General features: G+C 40.7%; 16 protein-coding genes. 6 read left to right on the top strand and 10 right to left on the bottom strand.

The window, feature by feature from the left end:
- Positions 1-35: 35 nt before the first annotated feature.
- On the top strand, positions 36-1265 hold the full coding sequence (locus AACW45_RS36140; protein ID WP_306414988.1) for an XdhC family protein: 1230 nt from the start codon (positions 36-38) through the stop codon (positions 1263-1265).
- A gap of 286 nt (positions 1266-1551) precedes the next feature.
- Here AACW45_RS36140 and AACW45_RS36145 read toward each other — a convergent pair whose 3' ends face one another.
- Positions 1552-2325 (bottom strand): phosphatase PAP2 family protein, encoded by a 774-nt coding sequence (locus tag AACW45_RS36145; RefSeq protein ID WP_190630569.1) that lies wholly within the window; start codon positions 2323-2325, stop codon positions 1552-1554.
- Between the two features lie 580 nt (positions 2326-2905).
- On the opposite strand from AACW45_RS36145, the gene AACW45_RS36150 reads away from it, so the two are divergent.
- Positions 2906-3703, top strand: a complete 798-nt coding sequence (locus tag AACW45_RS36150) for a sulfite exporter TauE/SafE family protein (RefSeq protein WP_190630571.1) — start codon at positions 2906-2908, stop codon at positions 3701-3703.
- Positions 3704-3736: 33 nt separating this feature from the next.
- Here AACW45_RS36150 and AACW45_RS36155 read toward each other — a convergent pair whose 3' ends face one another.
- Positions 3737-4396, bottom strand: a complete 660-nt coding sequence (locus AACW45_RS36155) for a cadmium resistance transporter (RefSeq protein WP_190630573.1) — start codon at positions 4394-4396, stop codon at positions 3737-3739.
- A 157-nt stretch (positions 4397-4553) separates the two neighbouring features.
- Here AACW45_RS36155 and AACW45_RS36160 point away from each other — a divergent pair, with 157 nt between their 5' ends.
- On the top strand, positions 4554-7298 hold the full coding sequence (locus AACW45_RS36160; protein ID WP_190630575.1) for a two-partner secretion domain-containing protein: 2745 nt from the start codon (positions 4554-4556) through the stop codon (positions 7296-7298).
- Positions 7299-7843: 545 nt separating this feature from the next.
- On the opposite strand, the gene AACW45_RS36165 is transcribed toward AACW45_RS36160, so the two are convergent.
- From AACW45_RS36165 to AACW45_RS36185, 5 genes are all read right to left on the bottom strand, one after another.
- Positions 7844-8152 carry a hypothetical protein gene (locus AACW45_RS36165; RefSeq protein WP_190630577.1) on the bottom strand — a complete coding sequence of 103 codons (309 nt, stop codon included), beginning with the start codon at positions 8150-8152 and terminating at the stop codon, positions 7844-7846.
- Positions 8153-8306: 154 nt separating this feature from the next.
- On the bottom strand, positions 8307-9290 hold the full coding sequence (locus AACW45_RS36170; RefSeq protein ID WP_190630579.1) for a CPBP family intramembrane glutamic endopeptidase: 984 nt from the start codon (positions 9288-9290) through the stop codon (positions 8307-8309).
- Positions 9291-9764: 474 nt separating this feature from the next.
- Positions 9765-10142, bottom strand: a complete 378-nt coding sequence (locus AACW45_RS36175) for a hypothetical protein (protein WP_190630581.1) — start codon at positions 10140-10142, stop codon at positions 9765-9767.
- A gap of 548 nt (positions 10143-10690) precedes the next feature.
- The gene (cysK, locus tag AACW45_RS36180) at positions 10691-11653 is read right to left on the bottom strand and encodes a cysteine synthase A (RefSeq protein WP_190630582.1); all 963 of its coding nucleotides are present in this window, start codon (positions 11651-11653) and stop codon (positions 10691-10693) included.
- An 18-nt stretch (positions 11654-11671) separates the two neighbouring features.
- Positions 11672-12127: an RrF2 family transcriptional regulator gene (locus tag AACW45_RS36185; RefSeq protein WP_242045576.1), complete on the bottom strand. Its 456-nt coding sequence runs from the start codon at positions 12125-12127 to the stop codon at positions 11672-11674.
- Between the two features lie 211 nt (positions 12128-12338).
- Here AACW45_RS36185 and cysE point away from each other — a divergent pair, with 211 nt between their 5' ends.
- Positions 12339-13064, top strand: coding sequence for a serine O-acetyltransferase (cysE, locus tag AACW45_RS36190; protein ID WP_190630585.1), 726 nt, complete (start codon positions 12339-12341; stop codon positions 13062-13064).
- 162 nt (positions 13065-13226) lie between these two features.
- Positions 13227-13979, top strand: coding sequence for a hypothetical protein (locus AACW45_RS36195; protein ID WP_190630587.1), 753 nt, complete (start codon positions 13227-13229; stop codon positions 13977-13979).
- Positions 13980-14046: 67 nt separating this feature from the next.
- Here the strand turns inward: AACW45_RS36195 and AACW45_RS36200 are convergent, their stop codons facing one another.
- Positions 14047-14688 carry an LOG family protein gene (locus tag AACW45_RS36200; protein ID WP_190630589.1) on the bottom strand — a complete coding sequence of 214 codons (642 nt, stop codon included), beginning with the start codon at positions 14686-14688 and terminating at the stop codon, positions 14047-14049.
- 245 nt (positions 14689-14933) lie between these two features.
- On the opposite strand from AACW45_RS36200, the gene AACW45_RS36205 reads away from it, so the two are divergent.
- Positions 14934-15287, top strand: a complete 354-nt coding sequence (locus AACW45_RS36205) for a hypothetical protein (protein ID WP_190630591.1) — start codon at positions 14934-14936, stop codon at positions 15285-15287.
- 95 nt (positions 15288-15382) lie between these two features.
- On the opposite strand, the gene AACW45_RS36210 is transcribed toward AACW45_RS36205, so the two are convergent.
- Positions 15383-16405, bottom strand: coding sequence for a DUF262 domain-containing protein (locus tag AACW45_RS36210; RefSeq protein ID WP_190630593.1), 1023 nt, complete (start codon positions 16403-16405; stop codon positions 15383-15385).
- A gap of 1 nt (position 16406) precedes the next feature.
- Positions 16407-17018 (bottom strand): hypothetical protein, encoded by a 612-nt coding sequence (locus tag AACW45_RS36215; protein ID WP_190630594.1) that lies wholly within the window; start codon positions 17016-17018, stop codon positions 16407-16409.
- Positions 17019-17094: the final 76 nt, after the last annotated feature.

Genomic DNA, 17094 nt, shown 5'->3' on the forward strand with positions numbered 1-17094 from the left:
AGGCAGAAGGAAAAAGAAACAATGCCCAATGCCCAATGCCCAATGCCCAATGCCCAATGCCCCATGCCCCATGCCCCATGCCCAATGCCCCATACCCTATGAAAGAACTTACCGCTATTTTAGAAGCCTTTGCCAAACTGCGAGATGATGCTGAATCTTGCTTTTTGGCGACTGTAGTTAATGTCAAAGGTTCTACCTATCGTCGCCCTGGGGCGCGGATGTTGATGACGCGATCGCATAGGCTAATTGGCACAATCAGCGCTGGTTGTTTAGAAAATGATGTATTTGAACATACTCGTGTTTCCATGCCTGATGCTAAACCCATAGTAGTAACCTATGACTCAACTGCTGATGAAGATATTCTTTGGGGGTTTGGGCTGGGTTGCAATGGATTGGTGCAAGTGCTGATTGAAACCTTAGATCCAAATGACTTGTGTAATCCCCTAGCCTTGATACAGGAATGTTTTGCCAAACAGCAACCAGGTGCGATCGCTACTGTGTTTGCTGTCGATGGTGCCATGAATGTGAAAATAGGCGATCGCTTAATTATTAAACCAAATAATAATCTAATTACTAACATCACAGACTCAGCTTTAGAATCTGCTTTAATTCACGATGCCCAAATTGCCTTAAAAAATCAAAAATCAACTATTAATAAATATCAATTATCATCAGGTATTGTTGAAGTATTTATCGAAATTATTCAACCACCCACACACCTAATAATTTTTGGTGCCGGTCAAGATGCTTTACCCGTGCTACAATTTGCCAAAGATTTAGGTTGGCGCGTGACTATAGTTGATTGTCGCGCCAACGAAGCAACTAAAGAACGTTTTGCTATAGCTGATGAAATCATTCTTAGCCGTCGCGAGATTTTACAACAACAAATCTCTGTAAATCAGCAAACTATCGCCGTAGTCATGACTCATAACTACCTCGATGATTTAGCAATTCTCAAAACATTACTTCCCTCCCCAATAAAATATCTAGGTATTTTAGGGCCGAAGCGTCGCAGCGAAAAATTACTAGCAGAATTGAGCGACGAGGGAGAAGCATATACCCCAGAACAATTAGACAAATTACATAGTCCAATTGGTCTTGACATTGGCGCAGATACACCAGAAGCGATCGCCTTATCCATCATCGCCGAAATTCAAGCTGTATTAGCTAATCGTTGCGGCAACTTTTTAAAGAATCGTACCTTACCAATTCATCAGCCACATCAAATCAAAGAAATTACCCTTGATGCATTGCAAAAGCTTTAACAATTCAAAATTCAAAATTCAAAATTCAAAATTCAAGCCATTTTCAGACGGGGATTTAAACCTCGTCTAAAAATGACACTACGTATAGACGTAGGGGTCTTAAACCCTTTTATGTACGATAATAGACTTCTTGCATAAATATTGTCGCTGTGTTGACTAGAGTTTGAAAAGCTCACGCAGAGCCGCAAAGCCGCAGAGAAGAATGCGAACATTAGGACTTTTGCAAGAGGTCTAATGTTAAACAGCCTCAAAACCCTTACCAATGACAAATGACAACCCTCACCAGCTACTGATCTTTTGCTAAAGTCTGTTTTTCTTTTGGTAATAAGTTAGTTTCACCCACAGTTGACTCGGTAATTGTGGGGTGAGGGCGATTCCCATAGGGTTTGATAATCAGACTGACGCCAATCGCCCAAGCGATCGCCACCATCCAACCTGCCAAAATATCACTAGGGAAGTGAACCCCTAAATATAGCCTTGTCCAAGCAATAGTCAAGACATAGAAACTACCAAACAGCAGCATCAACCACCGACGAGGATGATTAATCGTTAAAATTAGCAAAATCATTACCAATGTCATACTTGTCATTGCATGTCCGCTAGGAAATGCATAATCAAACTCAGGCGCACTTGATAGCCACAATTGGGGACGTACTCGATGCATCAGTGCTTTGGCTGTGCGGTTGATAATAATACTTCCTATACCTGTGGTGAGTAAATAAGCGAGCGATCGCCATAACTTTCTGCGCCAGAATACAATCGCGATCGCACTCATAATTGGTAAAACTGTCCAAGCCGAGCCAAACCTCGTCAGAATTACCGCCACCACATCTAATTGTGGTCTAGCTTGCGAGTGAATAGATAATAAAATTGGTATATCCCAAGGAAAGCCAGCTTGATTCTGCCATACCTTAACTGCCAGAATTTCAAAAAATTGAAAGGGTAAATACACCCCTATTAAGAGGATTAATAAAGAACGCCAATGGGCAATAAGTACGTTTTTGAGAAAACTCAGCAGCGAACGACGCTCATTAGTCGCTTGTTTCACAGGTTGTATCATTTTTTATGGGTTCTATTCCAAAATAAATCTGAATTTTGGCGAATACATCTATATTAAGGGTTGAATTTTGTTAGTCCCAATGCCCAATACCCCAGCTACCAATCGGAGTTTCCCGCCGCTTTCAATGAAGTGCGATCGCGATCCCCAATTGCGGAGAACTAGAAAGTCTAGCAGCCAAGGCGGGTAATTTTTATAGCAGTACAAAACAGCGAATCCCCTTTCAGTGCATGTATTATCCAAAATTTAAGTAATTTAGAACACGAGTACCCTAGACTTTACAGCAACTTTATGGTTAAAATACGGTAAGTCAGTCGGCATTGCGTGTTTTATATGTAAAACAGCAAAAAATCAATCGGCAGTTAAACCTAGCAGGAAAAGCGATCCGGAACAACGATGACAGCATCCATGCTCAGATAATGCCTAAATGGTTTTTGATTGACTGGGGATTAACTCAATTCAAGCTTGAGTCTGAATCCGCCTTTGTGTTACGTATCTTTTGAGGAACACCATAAATAATCGAGCTTAGTCTACCACTAAGCTAAATTTCGCCTGCCTGTAAACCTTATTGTTGGATAGGAGTATGCACTTTTTATTACTACCACTGTTCAGTTTCTTTGTTGGCATCGTTGTTGGGTTAACAGGAATTGGTGGAGCCTCTTTAATCACTCCCATGTTGATTTTTGTCTTTCAGGTACCACCTTCCATTGCTGTCAGTTCTGATGTGGTAGCAGCAACATTAATGAAGGTTGTTGGTAGTATCAAACACTGGGAGCAAAAAACCCTAGATGTAGAAGTTGTCAAGTGGTTGGCGTTGGGAAGCGTTCCCGGTTCATTGTGTGGTGTCGGAATTTTGCATTTTCTCCGACAAACTGGCGAACATCATTTAGATAGCATTCTGCTGCGGATGCTAGGAGTGATGATTCTCTTAGTTACAGTATTAGCGCTAGTACAATTACTACTGCTGACTTTTTTCCCAAAATTTAGCTTACCAGAACTACCAAAGTTAGATTTAACAACCAATTGGGGGCGGTTTCTCACAGTCGTTATCGGTGCAGTTTTAGGTTCTTTTGTAGGACTAACTAGCGTTTCTTCTGGCTCAATGTTTGCCTTAGTAATGATTGGGTTTTTCCGTCTAGATGCCCGTAAATTGGTAGGTACAGATATTTCCCAAGCAGCAATTTTATTATTATTTACTTCTCTAGGACATCTCACCTTAGGAACAGTGAATTGGAGTTTAGTATTACCTATCTGGCTCGGTTCAATTCCTGGTGTATTATTAGGTGCAAAAATCTGCAAAATTGCCCCTCAGCGTCCCTTAAGGTTTATTGTTTATGCAATATTGATGATGGTTAGTTGGAAGTTGGTTTATCAGGTATAGTCATTTGTCATTAGTCATTGGTCATTGGTAAGGTTATTTAAACCAAGGTATTAGGGTAAATGTACCTCTTTCGTACATAATCAGTAAACCTAAGCCGATTAAGACAAAAGGGACAAGATGATGACCGTAGCGGTTTAATATACTAGCAATGGCAGGGTGAAGGCTTAAATAATAAGCGATCGCACACCAAACCCCCACCATAAAAAAAAATATTATTAAAATCACTCCCAAGCTGTTTAAATTCTGACCAGCAAATAAGGGAATATATATACTAATATTGTCACCACCATTAGCAATTGTGACTGCGGCAACTTTATAAGTTTGAGGATGGAGAATAGTCCAAATAAAGGAAAGAATAAAATTGCTAGGTGAAGCTTGCGTAAAATTATCAGATACTGTTTGGACTTCTGAATTTTCTTGTTTTCTAAATAGTAATTGCTTCAGACCAATTAAGATTGGTAATATTCCTAATAATCCAATCCATTCTCGTTGTATTATCAAACCGCCAAAAAATCCTGGTAAGCTAGCTAAAATAATCGCCAAAAAACCAAGATACTGACCGATAATAATATGCCGACGGCGAAAGTCACTATCTACTTGGGTAAAAAATAACAATAGGATGAATATATCATCAATATTTGTAGCTGCAAAAGCGATTATTCCTTCAGTGAAAGCTGAACCAAGCTGATTCATGGTGTGATGGTGAGAACTTACAATTTATCACCATACCAAATTATGATTGTCGCAATATATTGAGAAAATTAGGGCAATTTAAACACGTTTATCGGAGTTAGTGTTTAAAAATATACGCATTTGGGTATATTAAATTGCGTATAAAGGAGGCTAGAGAATGCGATCGCTCTCTATTGGCTGTAGTGGCTTGAATCCCCTATTGGCAAGTTTGATGCTGCTATTAGGAACTACTTTGCTCGATAACAACTATGCTCATGCTCAGGTGACATCTGATGGTACTACTAACACTATTGTCAACTCTAGCGATAATAAGTTTACGATTCTTAATGGTATCAACCAAGGCAATAATTTATTTCATAGCTTCAGTAATTTTTCTGTCCCAACTGGTAAGACAGCCACCTTTGATTTAGTTAACACACCAAATATTACAACCATATTTAGTCGGGTAACTGGTGGAAATATTTCTCATATTGACGGGTTGATTGACACGATTAATAGCAATAACTCAGTAAGTTTATTTTTGCTGAATCCAGCCGGGATTGTATTTGGGGCGAATGCCAGTCTAAATATTGGCGGTGCGTTTGTGGGGACAACGGCGAGTAGTATCAAATTTGCTGATGGGGTGGAATTTAGTGCAGTAAACTCCGCAACACCACCATTATTAACAATGAGTGTACCTATAGGATTGCAACTAGGCGCAAATGCTGGAGTGATTCGCACCCAAGGTAACTCACCAGCCAATTTCCTGTACGGTTCCCCACAAATATTCAAAGCGGAAACTGTAGCGCTGATTGGTAGTGATATCGATATTAATCAGACTTATCTGACTAATCCTAATGGCAGAGTTGAATTATGGGCATTGAGAAATACTGAAGTAGGTTTGAATAATCAAGCAGGATTACAACTCACTAGCCCTGCTGTGGCTGATTGGGGAAATATTTTGCTCAGACAGTCCTCATATATCCAGACTAACGGCTTGAATGGCGGAGCAATCAACATTCGGGGGCGAGGTTTGACACTTCAGGACGGTTCGCAAATCAGTTCTAGCACTGGAACCTTAGGAAAAGGGCAAGGGATTAACATTAAAACTACAGAATTTGTAGATTTGTTGGGCGCATCAGCCTCAGGACAATATCCCACCTCTGGTTTACACACTAGCGTCGTGGGGAATCAAGGTAGAGCCGGAGATATTACAGTCGAAACAGGGCGTTTACGTTTAGCCAATGGAGCTTGGATTGTGTCTACTCTAAGTTCTCCCTTCGACTTTATATCCTTTAGCCCCATCCCCAGTAATAACTCAAGAACAGGAAATATTAATATTAAAGCGGCAGATGTGGAAGTTACTGGTTACAATCGATTTCCATACGCATTTCTAGGTTCTGATTTAGGTCTATACTTTGCTAGCGCTATTACTACTTTAATTAGCGGTGGTCACTCGAATGAAAATGGCAAGGTAACTATTGATGCTCAAAGGGTGAGTCTGCTTGATGGTGGTATTATTAGTGCAGATTTGATCGGCTTTTATATCCCTGGTTTTTCTGAGTCTCCCACCATTGGTAAGTCTGGAGACATTGTGATTCGAGCCTCCGAGAAACTAGAAATTTCGGGAGTGGGCGTGGATGGCTCAAACAGTGCTGTGATTAGTTCAATTCAACCTTTTACATTAGGACAAGCTGGCAATATTTTAATTAATACTGCTCACCTGACGCTGTCAAAAGGTGGCTCTGTGGCTAATGATGTCACAGGAAGTGGTCAAGCGGGAAATATAGAGATTAATGCTCAGGATGTAGAAGTTAGCGACCCAGTAATCAATACTTTTAACCAAGGGGTGAGTGGTATTACTGTGGGAGTCGGTAAGGATGCTGTTGGTCAAGGTGGGACAATTAACCTGACAGCAGATAACTTGCGTGTGTTTAACGGTGGACAGATCACTTCCTCCAGCTTGGGTCAGGGATCTGCTGGTAGTGTTAACCTCAACGTGAAAAATATTGACATACAAGGAACGTCCCAAAGCATAATTAATGGTAGCTATCTGCCCAGTGCGATCGCTGCATCCTCCGCTACTAGCTTGGCTGCGGGGTCTGTAAATATCACATCAGACAATTTAATTGTTAAAAATAATGCATTAATTACTGTCAGTAATACAGGCAATGGCGATGCAGGCAACCTCAATATTACAGCCAATAACCTCTTCCTGGACAACAACGCCAGCTTGCGTTCTGAGGTGAATGGTGGCGGTCAGGGTAACATCTACCTCAATGTCAATGATGTTCTACTATTACGGCATGGTAGTAAAATTATCACTAATGCTTTAAGTGCTTCTACAGGTGGCAACATTAATATTAATGTGGGGTCAATTGTAGCTGTACCAACTGAAAACAGCGATATTTCGGCGAATGCTATTTTAGGAAGCGGTGGCAATATCCAAATTACCACTCAAGGTATCTTTGGGTTAAAGTTTCAAGCACAACCTACAACAAATAGTGACATCACTGCTAGTTCACAATTTGGGCTGAGTGGTGATGTCCAAGTGAATACAATTGGTGTCGATCCAAATTCTGGTTTACTCGAACTACCAGAGAATGTCACCGATTCATCGCAGCAAATTGCTTCCGGTTGTGCAGCAAATATTGGTAGTAAATTTGTAGCTACAGGTCGGGGTGGAATACCGCAAAATCCGATACAGGAACTCAGGAGCGATCGCACTTGGTCTGACACCCGCAATCTCTCTGCATATCGGAAAAATGGTGCAGTTACAGCACAAATACCTCCATTACCAATAACTCTTGTGCAAGCTACTGCTTGGCATCGTCGTGTTGATGGCAAAATTGAGTTAGTAGCAGCGCCATCACCCGCAAATACACAGCAGCAGTTAACTTGTGCGGCGCTTTCTCAAAGTTAATTTGCTTCATGAAAATTCCTATAGCAGGACTTACCTAAGATTACCGCAGAGGCGGCAGAGAAAGGAGAATTTCTTAGAGTTTTAGCGTAAGTCCTAAGAGCAAGTGACGAGGTAGATTACAGAATCCCCTCGCCTTTAGGCAGGGGAGTGTCAATCAGAATTCACTTGCCATGTAATCACAATGATTTCTGCAAACCCTAAGACAAATATTAGCCGCGAAAACGCTCCTAAAATGGCTTCCATCGTCCAGTTCTGACTCTGAACCTCCCAGATCATCCAAACAATATAGAATCCCATCACCAACCAGGGTAGAATTACCGCTGAATTCCGTCTGCGATAGAAGCGGATCGTCCTCTCGCGCCAAAATGGGAAGGTGCTGAGGAGACAAAAAATGTAGGAAGTTCCTGCACTGATGAACAAGCTTCTTTGAAGACCCGAAGGCAGGTTTGGGTATCCAAGTGCGATCGCACTCAGACAAACTCCCAGCGCAAGGTACAGGAAAGTAAACAAGGTAGATCGTTGCATTATTTCTTCTCCGGTGCAGCTTATTCTCTGTACCAGACACGCACACATTGAAAGCATTTGATTGGAAGACCCTGACTGATCATCACTGGGTGGAAACCATTACTAGTCGTCACTCCGTAGACATCATCACTGGTGCCTTCGATACGATCGGGTAAAACAACGGTTTCAACATTGATCACCTGGATCGTTGTACTTTCAATCCACTGATTGACAGCACTCACAACCTCAGAGAAGGATTCGTAATCGGAAGCTCCGCCAAAGGGTCCCCGTTCAGTAATCCGAGGCGCAAAATCTTTGTACTTAATTAAAGCCACTTTATCTTGTATCATCCTGCTTCTCCTGTTTTAATCAAGACCACTTTCAGCACAAAATCAAACCCGATCCGTCTTATCAGCCCGTGCTGGCGAACAACACCATCAACTGGAACGAGGGCAGGTTAAAAACGAAGTGGACAGTTACTAATGGTTTCAGGATTTGGCGGGGTCACCGACGACCCTGCCAATGGCTCTGGGGGACGGGTTCGGATGCCTCGTCGCGTTTGAACACCCGGAAAACAATTACCAGGAAAACGGGAATCAGCACGAGAGAGGTGATGTCGTAGAATCTCGCATGGTACTCGCTGATGCTGAACAGGGCTGGCGTAGTGAAGAAGCTTCCAGACCAGTTGAACAAAAGAAAGTACGCGATGTTGTTGGCGAAGTGTGCGCCGATCGCAAGCTCGGTGGTGCCATCGATCAATGAAACGATCGCAAACAGCAAACCCGTGCCGACGAAGAGTCCGACGAACATCCCGATCCAGCCGCCCTCCTGTGACTCTGGATTAGTGGCGTGCGGCAGCGTGAAGATCACAGCTGACACGATCGCCAGAAACACGCGGTTCGACCAGATCAGGCTTGCACCCTGCACAATGTAACCGCGAAAGAACAGCTCCTCAGTGGTCGTCTGGATTGCGGTGATGACCAGTGCGATCGGCACGAAAAGCGCGAACGTCTTGAGGTCGGAGTTGAAAGAGAAGCTATCGGGGTAAAGGAGGTACTGCCCCAGCCCGGCTAGCAGCACCCACGGTACAAACCCAGCTACAAAGCCGTGACCGACGCGCCGCCAACTGATCTTCTCCCTCGCCGTGACGAGCGTCCGGGGATGACGCTGGTGGATAAGGGTGACGGCGATGAGAATTCCTGCGAGGAAGACCGGAAAACCCGCCATGCTCACGACAAAGCCCCCCACCCGACCGAATGCGGCATAATCCAGCCGACCGAAAGCCGCGACACCCTCTTTGCCGCCGAGCGCAAGCGCGACGATCGCACTGGCGAAGTTAGCAACGAGCATCCAGGCAAAGAGGATGATCATCAGCCCCAGAACATACCGCCACCCCCGATGCTTACCCCACCGGGCAGCCTCCAGGTAGGTAACTTTTTTCGCTTCTGCTGTGATTCCCTCCGTTCTTGCGGTATTTTGCATCTTCATCTCCGTTTCCTCTATGGGTGTGCATGGGGTGCTTGGATCTAGTTGCTGGTCATCGTTGCCGATAGTTCAGGATTTGGCGGCGGGTCAGCCCATACCAGTTAGCTTCCAGTTCATTTGCCGACTGGAGAACATCAACGTTTTATTGAACTGTTGGCTGAGTTCGAGCGAGTTGAGCAGGTTAGTAGTCATGGAGCTTGCTCTTACCGATGCTTGCAGTTGTAGAGTAAATCCGTGCTATAGCAATCCGTGTATGAGTTACGAACAAGGCATATATTGTTGGACTTTGGGAAAATCAAAATTTTTGGTGATTAGTAAAGAATTTGAATAGCTACTTAACAACACGAAAAGATTTATATAGATGCCAAAACTTTCGCAAGAAATTCTTAGCTTGTAACCAAACATCTTCTACAGGATTTTGTTCTCTTGCGTTAGGAGCAAAGACAATACAAGTAAATTGCCACTCATGAATCAAGTTCAGCTCCTCGTACAAGCTTGTCGCATTAGAATACGGTTGTTTTGATAGACCTCTAACGTACCAGCCTGCGAATCATCTAACGTACCATCCCACACCCAATACTCATAATCACCATTGCGAAACTTGTACACTCGAACACCTTCTGTCGCTTGGCTGATTCCACTACCCAAACTTAAATTACTGTTAGGGCTGGTGGCACGATACAGTAGTTCACCAGATTGATAATTTTGCCAAATATCAATGTTGTAACCACCCTGGCATTGAGTACTCAAGATCAGGTCAGCCGTAGAATCAGCAGCAGCAGGCAAGGAGAAATGACCGAAGATACAGATAGGCAGAGCCAGGAGCAATGCGGCTCTTTCGAGAAACGTTTTCATTGTTTTCATTGTTGTCACTATTTCAGGGGTTTGGCAGCGATCCTGACAATAAATGGCATGTCGTCAGAACAGTTGCCAAACCCCAATAAGTCCATGCTAAGCATGATGCCGTGATCGATACTCCTCCCATTGGAGAAATTTTGCTAACCCAATCGAGGTAGATATAGCGTAGATGCTGTTGAGCAAATTGCTTCCGGTTGTGCAGCAAATACACAGATGCAGTTAGGGAACTCCAAAAAATAAATTATTCCGTTAAACGTTGACGGTTGACGGTTGACTGTTAACTGTGAACCGTCAACCGTCAACCGTCAACCATAGTAATGGAATATTTTTTTACTTGGAAGTCCCTTAAGTTGTGCGGCGCTTTCTCAAAGTTAATTTGCTTTATGAAAATTCCTATAGCAGGACTTACCTAAGATTACTGCTGAGGCGGCAGAGAAAGGAGAATTTCTTAGATTTTTAGCGTAAGTCCTATATAGTGATTTTTTATCAGGGTTTGATGTCAAAAAATGCTAAAAATACCCAGTAAATCAGTCTGAATTGAAGTTTTAGACTTTACTTAACCATTCACTTTCCTCTGGATCTCTAAACAATGAGGTGCTGAGATAGCGTTCGCCAAAGCTGGGTTGTACCATGACAATGAGACGACCTGCATTTTCTGGACGTTTGGCTACTTCGATTGCAGCATATAAAGCCGCACCAGCCGAAATACCTGATAGTAACCCTTCTTCTTTGGCTAGACGACGGCTATAAGAAATCGCCTGTTCGTCTGTAACTTCAATAATTTCATCTACCAAATCTGGACGGTAAATAGCGGGGACAAATCCGGGGCCGATTCCTTGAATTTTATGGGGGCCTGGTTTACCACCAGCCAATACTGGGCTGTTAATGGGTTCAACGGCAATGGCTTTAAAGCTGGGTTTGCGTTGTTTAATCACTTCGGAAACGCCTGTGATTGTCCCGCCAGTACCCACGCCAGCAATGAGAATATCTACTTGTCCATCTGTATCCGCCCAAATTTCTTCTGCGGTGGTTAAAGCATGAATTTTGGGATTAGCTGGGTTGCGGAATTGCTGCAACATATAGGCATTGGGCGTTTTGGCGACAATTTGCTCTGCACGAGCGATCGCTCCCCGCATTCCTTCTACCCCTGGTGTTAACTCTAATTGCGCCCCATAAGCTTTCAGCATTGCCCGCCGTTCCTGGCTCATTGTATCGGGCATCGCTAGAATAAGATGGTAGCCCTTAGCGGCTGCGACCATTGCCAAAGCAATACCTGTATTTCCAGAGGTAGGCTCGACTAAAGTTGTTTTTCCCGGTTCTATCCAACCGGCTTGTTCTGCGGCTTCCACCATGCTGACACCAATTCTGTCTTTCACAGACGAAGCTGGGTTCATGCTTTCTAGCTTCACCAAAATTTGCGCCACTGCGCCTGCTGATTGGGGAATCTTATTTAATTGAACTAAAGGCGTCCGTCCGACTAACTGTGTGATGTCTTTCGCTATCCGCATCAGGGTACTCCTGCGTAACTAAATGTAATACATGGGACTCTGTTGTAAACGAGCCTCTCTTTGCTGGCATAAATCTTGGAGTGTGTAGCTTTTTAACACCTCTATCGAGGCTGTATTAGCTTGTTCCCAGACTTCATGCACGAGGCTTCTTTCCAGGGTGGGGGATGTTGAATTGTCTTTGTCTTTGCGTTCGCCTTCCACCACAGTCACAATCTCCAATAAAGTAATCTGCCAAGGCTCCCGCACTAAGAGAAAACCCCCTTTAGAGCCGCGTTGACTTTGCACCAAACCAGCACGCCGCAGGTTGGTCAAAATTTGTTCTAGATAGCGTTCCGGTATGGGTTGCTTGGCTGTAATCTCACTCATGGTTAGAGGGACTTTTTTACTGTGGTTACCTGCTAACTCTAAAAGCGCTAGCAGTGCGTATTCGACTTTGGACGACAGATCCAGCAGGGCGTAGGTTTGAGTGTTCAAGTCTTTAATCAATATAATACGGTAGGTCGATTGATTTAGCGTAAAATTCTGCTGTTAAAAGTATAGTATGCGATCGCCTATTTACAACGAAAATTGTACGTATACCTATCGACTTACCGTAGATTATCTTATAAAATTTTTATAAATAGTTAGAAGATTTAGAAAAATTCCCAATCCTCGCCCATCAAAGACCTTCTCACTCAAGGGATGTATGTTACTAACTGATTTGCGAACCATATATGAGCGCGACCCCGCAGCGCGTAACTGGCTAGAGGTATTGTTTTGTTATCCTGGGTTACAAGCCTTGCTATTTCATCGCCTAGCCCATAGGCTCTATAAAATCGGGGTTCCCTTCTTTCCACGATTTATTTCCCATATCAGCCGATTTTTAACGGGGATTGAAATTCACCCTGGTGCAGTCATTGGTAAGGGTGTATTTATCGATCACGGTATGGGGGTAGTAATTGGCGAGACAGCAATTGTCGGTGATTATGCGCTGATATATCAAGGCGTAACCCTTGGTGGGACAGGAAAAGAGACTGGTAAACGCCATCCCACAATAGGTAGCCATGTAGTAGTAGGAGCAGGCGCAAAAGTTTTGGGAAATATTCAAATAGGCGATCGCGTCCGTGTCGGTGCAGGTTCGGTAGTTTTGCGCGATGTACCCAGCGATACCACCGTCGTAGGTATTCCCGGAAGAATCACTCGCCAGAACAACGCCAATGGCGATATTCTCGCACATGGTAAAGTCCGGGACGTAGAAGCAGAAGCCATCCGCGCCTTATTTGAACGAGTCAAAGACTTAGAAAAACAGCTAGAACAGCTACAAACTGAGCCGAATGTATCGCCAATTGAAGTAGATGAAGCAGTAATTGATACTAGCCATTCAGAGAGCGATCGTGTAATTGAAGACTTTCTTGATGGCGCAGGAATTTAATTAGTCAATAGTCAACACTTCGACAGGCTCAGTGCGGCGCAGTCAACAGTCAACAATCAACAGTCAACAATCAACAGTCAACAATCAACAATCTCCATTTCTTCCTGCTGTTCTACATTTCCCTCCGTCTTAGATATTGTGGAACAGAACAGGAATATAGAAATGTTGCTCAAACTTTCTCTGGAATCTCCATTATTTATTTTCTTAATAGTTATTAGCTTTTTATTGGTAACTTTTACTGCTTGGTTATCACAACGTCCTTTAGCGTTAAGACCCTTTGGATTTGATGATATTATGCAGTTACTTGCGTTACCATTTTTTATTTCTTTATTATTAGAGCGTTCCTTAGAAGTTTTTATCACCACTTGGCGAGGCCCCACCACAGAACAATTAGAAGTGAGTATTCAGCAACAAAATTTCCTGCTTACTGAGAAAAGAAAACTAATTGCAGAGCAACAACAAACTCAAATTCCTTATATAGAACCCAATCCTATACAAGTTAATCAATCAGGCGGAACTACTTTAGAACAGCAATTGATTCAAGATTATCCGCCAATCCCTATAGATGCTTCCTCACAAATCAAAGTATATATTGATGAATTAAATAATATAATTAACAATTTAAATACTATAGAGCGTCAACGTTTAGCTTATAAATCTAATACAAGAATAATTGCGTTATGGACATCGCTTTTATGTGGTTTACTAATTAGCGCCATCGGTATTCGCTCCTTAGAACCACTAATCATACTTGATGCTAATAATCCTATTCAACTAATTATATTTCGCTGTTTTGATGCTTTCTTAACCGGAGGCTTAATTGCTGGCGGTAGCGAGGGAATACATAAATTTACTCAAGTGTTTACCGATTTTTTAGAAGCGACTTCCAGACAAGCTAAAGATAGAAGATTGTAGTGAAATAGTAAAGTAATCAAATCATCTCTGTAAATTCAAGCCTGGAATGTGCTTCTGTGTTAATAAATTAATTATTTAACTCTTCTGTAAGTAGTGAATATTCATCTAGAGATTGTTGTAAGGAAGTCACAGAAATACCACTATCTCCTAAATAATTTTCTGGCTGAAGATTATCTAGCATTATTTCTACATCATCATAAACATGTATTAAAGAGCGAACTTTATCTGATACAAATCCTTCTTTAACTGTATGGTCAAGATATGCAAGTAAAGTATTAAAAAATCCAGCAATATTTAGCAAAATGATAGGTTTTTTATGCATATCAAGATGCGCCCAAGTAACAATTTCAAATAATTCATCTAATGTACCAACACCACCAGGAAGCGCCACAAAAGCATTTGATAATTTGTACATCATAGCTTTGCGATCGTGCATACTATTTGTGGTTATGAGTGAAGATAATCCAGGATGAGCAATTTCATAAGACATGAGAATTTCTGGCATAACTCCAACAACATAACCGCCAGCATTCAGACATTCAGTTGCAATTGTACCCATCAATCCAATAGAAGCGCCACCATATACTAAACCAATTTGGCGTTTTGCCATACTCTTACCCAAGGTAGCGGCAATATTTTGATATGCAGGGTTAGTTCCAGATTGAGAACCGCAAAACACGCAAATATTAAACTCTGGTTGTACGCTCATAGTATTGATATTGACAGATATAACGAGATTTTAGCGCTAATACTAGAACCGCACAAAATAACTCCAAATTTAACTAAATCCAAATTTTCCTTAATTCCTCACAAATCCTCCGCGTACCTACCTTGCGGGAAAGCGAAGCGCCTATACGTTTAAATGTTAACCCTCAATTCATCAAGATTTTATGCAAAGCTGTACTAAGCCAGATTGAATTCTAAAAATGTTTTTCTTGAATATTGAGGTTAGGTATGTCTAAATTTTATGAATTGCTGCAAAAAGTTAAAAAAAGACCATCTTTGTATTTAGGCAAGCGTTCATTAAGTCATTTACAGGTCTTTTTAGATGCGTACACTTTTGCTCGCCGCGAAATTGGTATTGAACCTACAGAGCAAGAACAAGATTTTGAAGAGTTTCAAGAATGGATAGAGCAAAGATTTAATCAAGTTAATACTCAATCTTGGAGTCGAATTATTTTGTTCTATTCTGAAGATGAAAGTGATGCATTAGATAAATTCTTTGAATTATTTGAAGAGTTTTCACACCGCCATCAAAGTTTAGAAGCTAATCAAATAGCTCATATAAAGTCTGGAGTCTTAATCTAGGTGAGTATGGAAGTTAAAGAGTGAGATCGTATTGGTACAATCTCTCTTATTTTAGTGAGTGCTATGCTAGATAAACATAAATTTTATAAAATTCGCTACTTTACATTCATACTTGCTTCTAAAATTCTATTTATAAGTTGACCACGAACATTACGCCCTTTTCTACTAGCAGTACCTTGATGTGTATAATAATAATATTGAGCGAACATATTTATAGATACATCTTCTTTCTTATTGTTGTATAGTTGTTCTTCTAAAGAATTTAAATCATGAATTAAAGTTTCTTCTTTAGGTAAGTAACCATACTTGTTTTTAATTTTTATTAATTCAACAATTAAAGTAAATAAACTAGATTTCTTAATCCATAAACTATCTGAAGGAATATTACACGCAATAATTAATTTAGATACTTCATGAAAATTATTCAACATCAAATTTTTATTTGTATATTCATTATTATACTTCTCTACATATGTCTTTACTTCTTTATCACTAGCAAAATACCCCCCTTCTTCTATTGTTGACATAATTAGCAATACATATTCCAAATCTTTCATCCGCGAAAATTCACCTTCACTAAACACCTCTAGATTTGTAAAAATAGCATTGTTTTCTAGAATATCTTTAGCAGTTGTAATAAACTCACCTTCATATAATGAGTTGCTAATTTCTATTGCATTTAGTGCATATTGTACAGAGTTTATTCTTTTAAAAACTTCACGAATTTCACTTTCAGGGATTCTTCCTAAGTCCCTGACGACAACGGTATAATCGAAGAAATCAGTTTTTTCCTGTGTAGTTAAATTTTCATATTTATTTATATTTTTAATAGTAAATTCCGGTGATGCAGTAACATATTGGTAGATTGTACTTAATCTTTGTTGTCCATCTACTACTAGTGTTTTTGATGTTTGGGTATCAAGATCAATTTCACCATCAGCCAAATATATTTCAGGAAAAGGTAGTTTTAATAAAATTGTTTCTATAAATTTTTCTTTATGTGCATCATTCCATACAAGCTTGCGTTGAAAAGATGGAGCAAGTATTAAAGTACCATTTTTCATCATATTGAATAAATCTAAAACTTTTTTATTAGTTGCTATACCATTTTTACTCATCTTAACGATTCTCCTGTCTAAGGTTTTTTATATTCTGCATATGATATTTTTCAAACAGATTAGAATTATAATAAATAGCTCCAGCTATTTTTTGGGGTGTATATTTATAAGAAATTGATTTGAAATATTCAAACCACTCATTCGTGCGAGAATATTTAAATGGAAATAAATCTGGTCTGAGCCAACCTTTGAAGAAATATTTCAAGAATTTTTTATATCTTTGTTCTTCCCTCTCAGTTCTAGATATCAAACCTATATCGAAATCATACAATTCTGCCCAAAATTTTTCAAAAATATCTCTAGATATAATAGCTATATCTATATCTGATTCTTCGGAAAATGAATTCCATAATTTATTTGGAGCTATACTAAAGCCTAATTTAGCGGAACCAACCATAAGTACACACTCAGGTCTCTCTTCAAAATGAGTTGCAATTTCATGTTTGAGATCAAAGTATTTGCCCTCATCGTCTTTAAAAACATAAGGAGTTCCATGTATTATGTACTTTTGAACAATTAATTGTTCTGTCTGTGAATCATCACGCAATGCTGTTTTAAAAATATCAATCTTTTGATTAATATGGCTTTGGTCAATTACTAATGTCTGCCACATGTAATATTTAATTGAATTAATATAATTTTAGCGAACAACAATTTTAAGCAAAATATATATGAGGATATAGTATAAA

This window comes from Calothrix sp. FACHB-168 (assembly GCF_963889195.1).
Classification (GTDB): domain Bacteria; phylum Cyanobacteriota; class Cyanobacteriia; order Cyanobacteriales; family Nostocaceae; genus Aulosira; species Aulosira anomala_A.

Bases quoted from the DNA above. Each gene is read 5' to 3' on its own strand.
- AACW45_RS36215 (WP_190630594.1), bottom strand. From the start codon at position 17,018: ATGTGGCAGACATTAGTAATTGACCAAAGCCATATTAATCAAAAGATT.
- AACW45_RS36160 (WP_190630575.1), top strand. From the start codon at position 4,554: ATGCGATCGCTCTCTATTGGCTGTAGTGGCTTGAATCCCCTATTGGCA.
- AACW45_RS36155 (WP_190630573.1), bottom strand. From the start codon at position 4,396: ATGAATCAGCTTGGTTCAGCTTTCACTGAAGGAATAATCGCTTTTGCA.
- AACW45_RS36200 (WP_190630589.1), bottom strand. From the start codon at position 14,688: ATGAGCGTACAACCAGAGTTTAATATTTGCGTGTTTTGCGGTTCTCAA.
- AACW45_RS36210 (WP_190630593.1), bottom strand. From the start codon at position 16,405: ATGAGTAAAAATGGTATAGCAACTAATAAAAAAGTTTTAGATTTATTC.
- AACW45_RS36205 (WP_190630591.1), top strand. From the start codon at position 14,934: ATGTCTAAATTTTATGAATTGCTGCAAAAAGTTAAAAAAAGACCATCT.
- AACW45_RS36170 (WP_190630579.1), bottom strand. From the start codon at position 9,290: ATGAAGATGCAAAATACCGCAAGAACGGAGGGAATCACAGCAGAAGCG.
- cysK (WP_190630582.1), bottom strand. From the start codon at position 11,653: ATGCGGATAGCGAAAGACATCACACAGTTAGTCGGACGGACGCCTTTA.
- AACW45_RS36150 (WP_190630571.1), top strand. From the start codon at position 2,906: ATGCACTTTTTATTACTACCACTGTTCAGTTTCTTTGTTGGCATCGTT.
- AACW45_RS36145 (WP_190630569.1), bottom strand. From the start codon at position 2,325: ATGATACAACCTGTGAAACAAGCGACTAATGAGCGTCGTTCGCTGCTG.
- AACW45_RS36195 (WP_190630587.1), top strand. From the start codon at position 13,227: ATGTTGCTCAAACTTTCTCTGGAATCTCCATTATTTATTTTCTTAATA.
- AACW45_RS36175 (WP_190630581.1), bottom strand. From the start codon at position 10,142: ATGAAAACGTTTCTCGAAAGAGCCGCATTGCTCCTGGCTCTGCCTATC.
- AACW45_RS36165 (WP_190630577.1), bottom strand. From the start codon at position 8,152: ATGATACAAGATAAAGTGGCTTTAATTAAGTACAAAGATTTTGCGCCT.
- cysE (WP_190630585.1), top strand. From the start codon at position 12,339: ATGTTACTAACTGATTTGCGAACCATATATGAGCGCGACCCCGCAGCG.
- AACW45_RS36140 (WP_306414988.1), top strand. From the start codon at position 36: ATGCCCAATGCCCAATGCCCAATGCCCCATGCCCCATGCCCCATGCCC.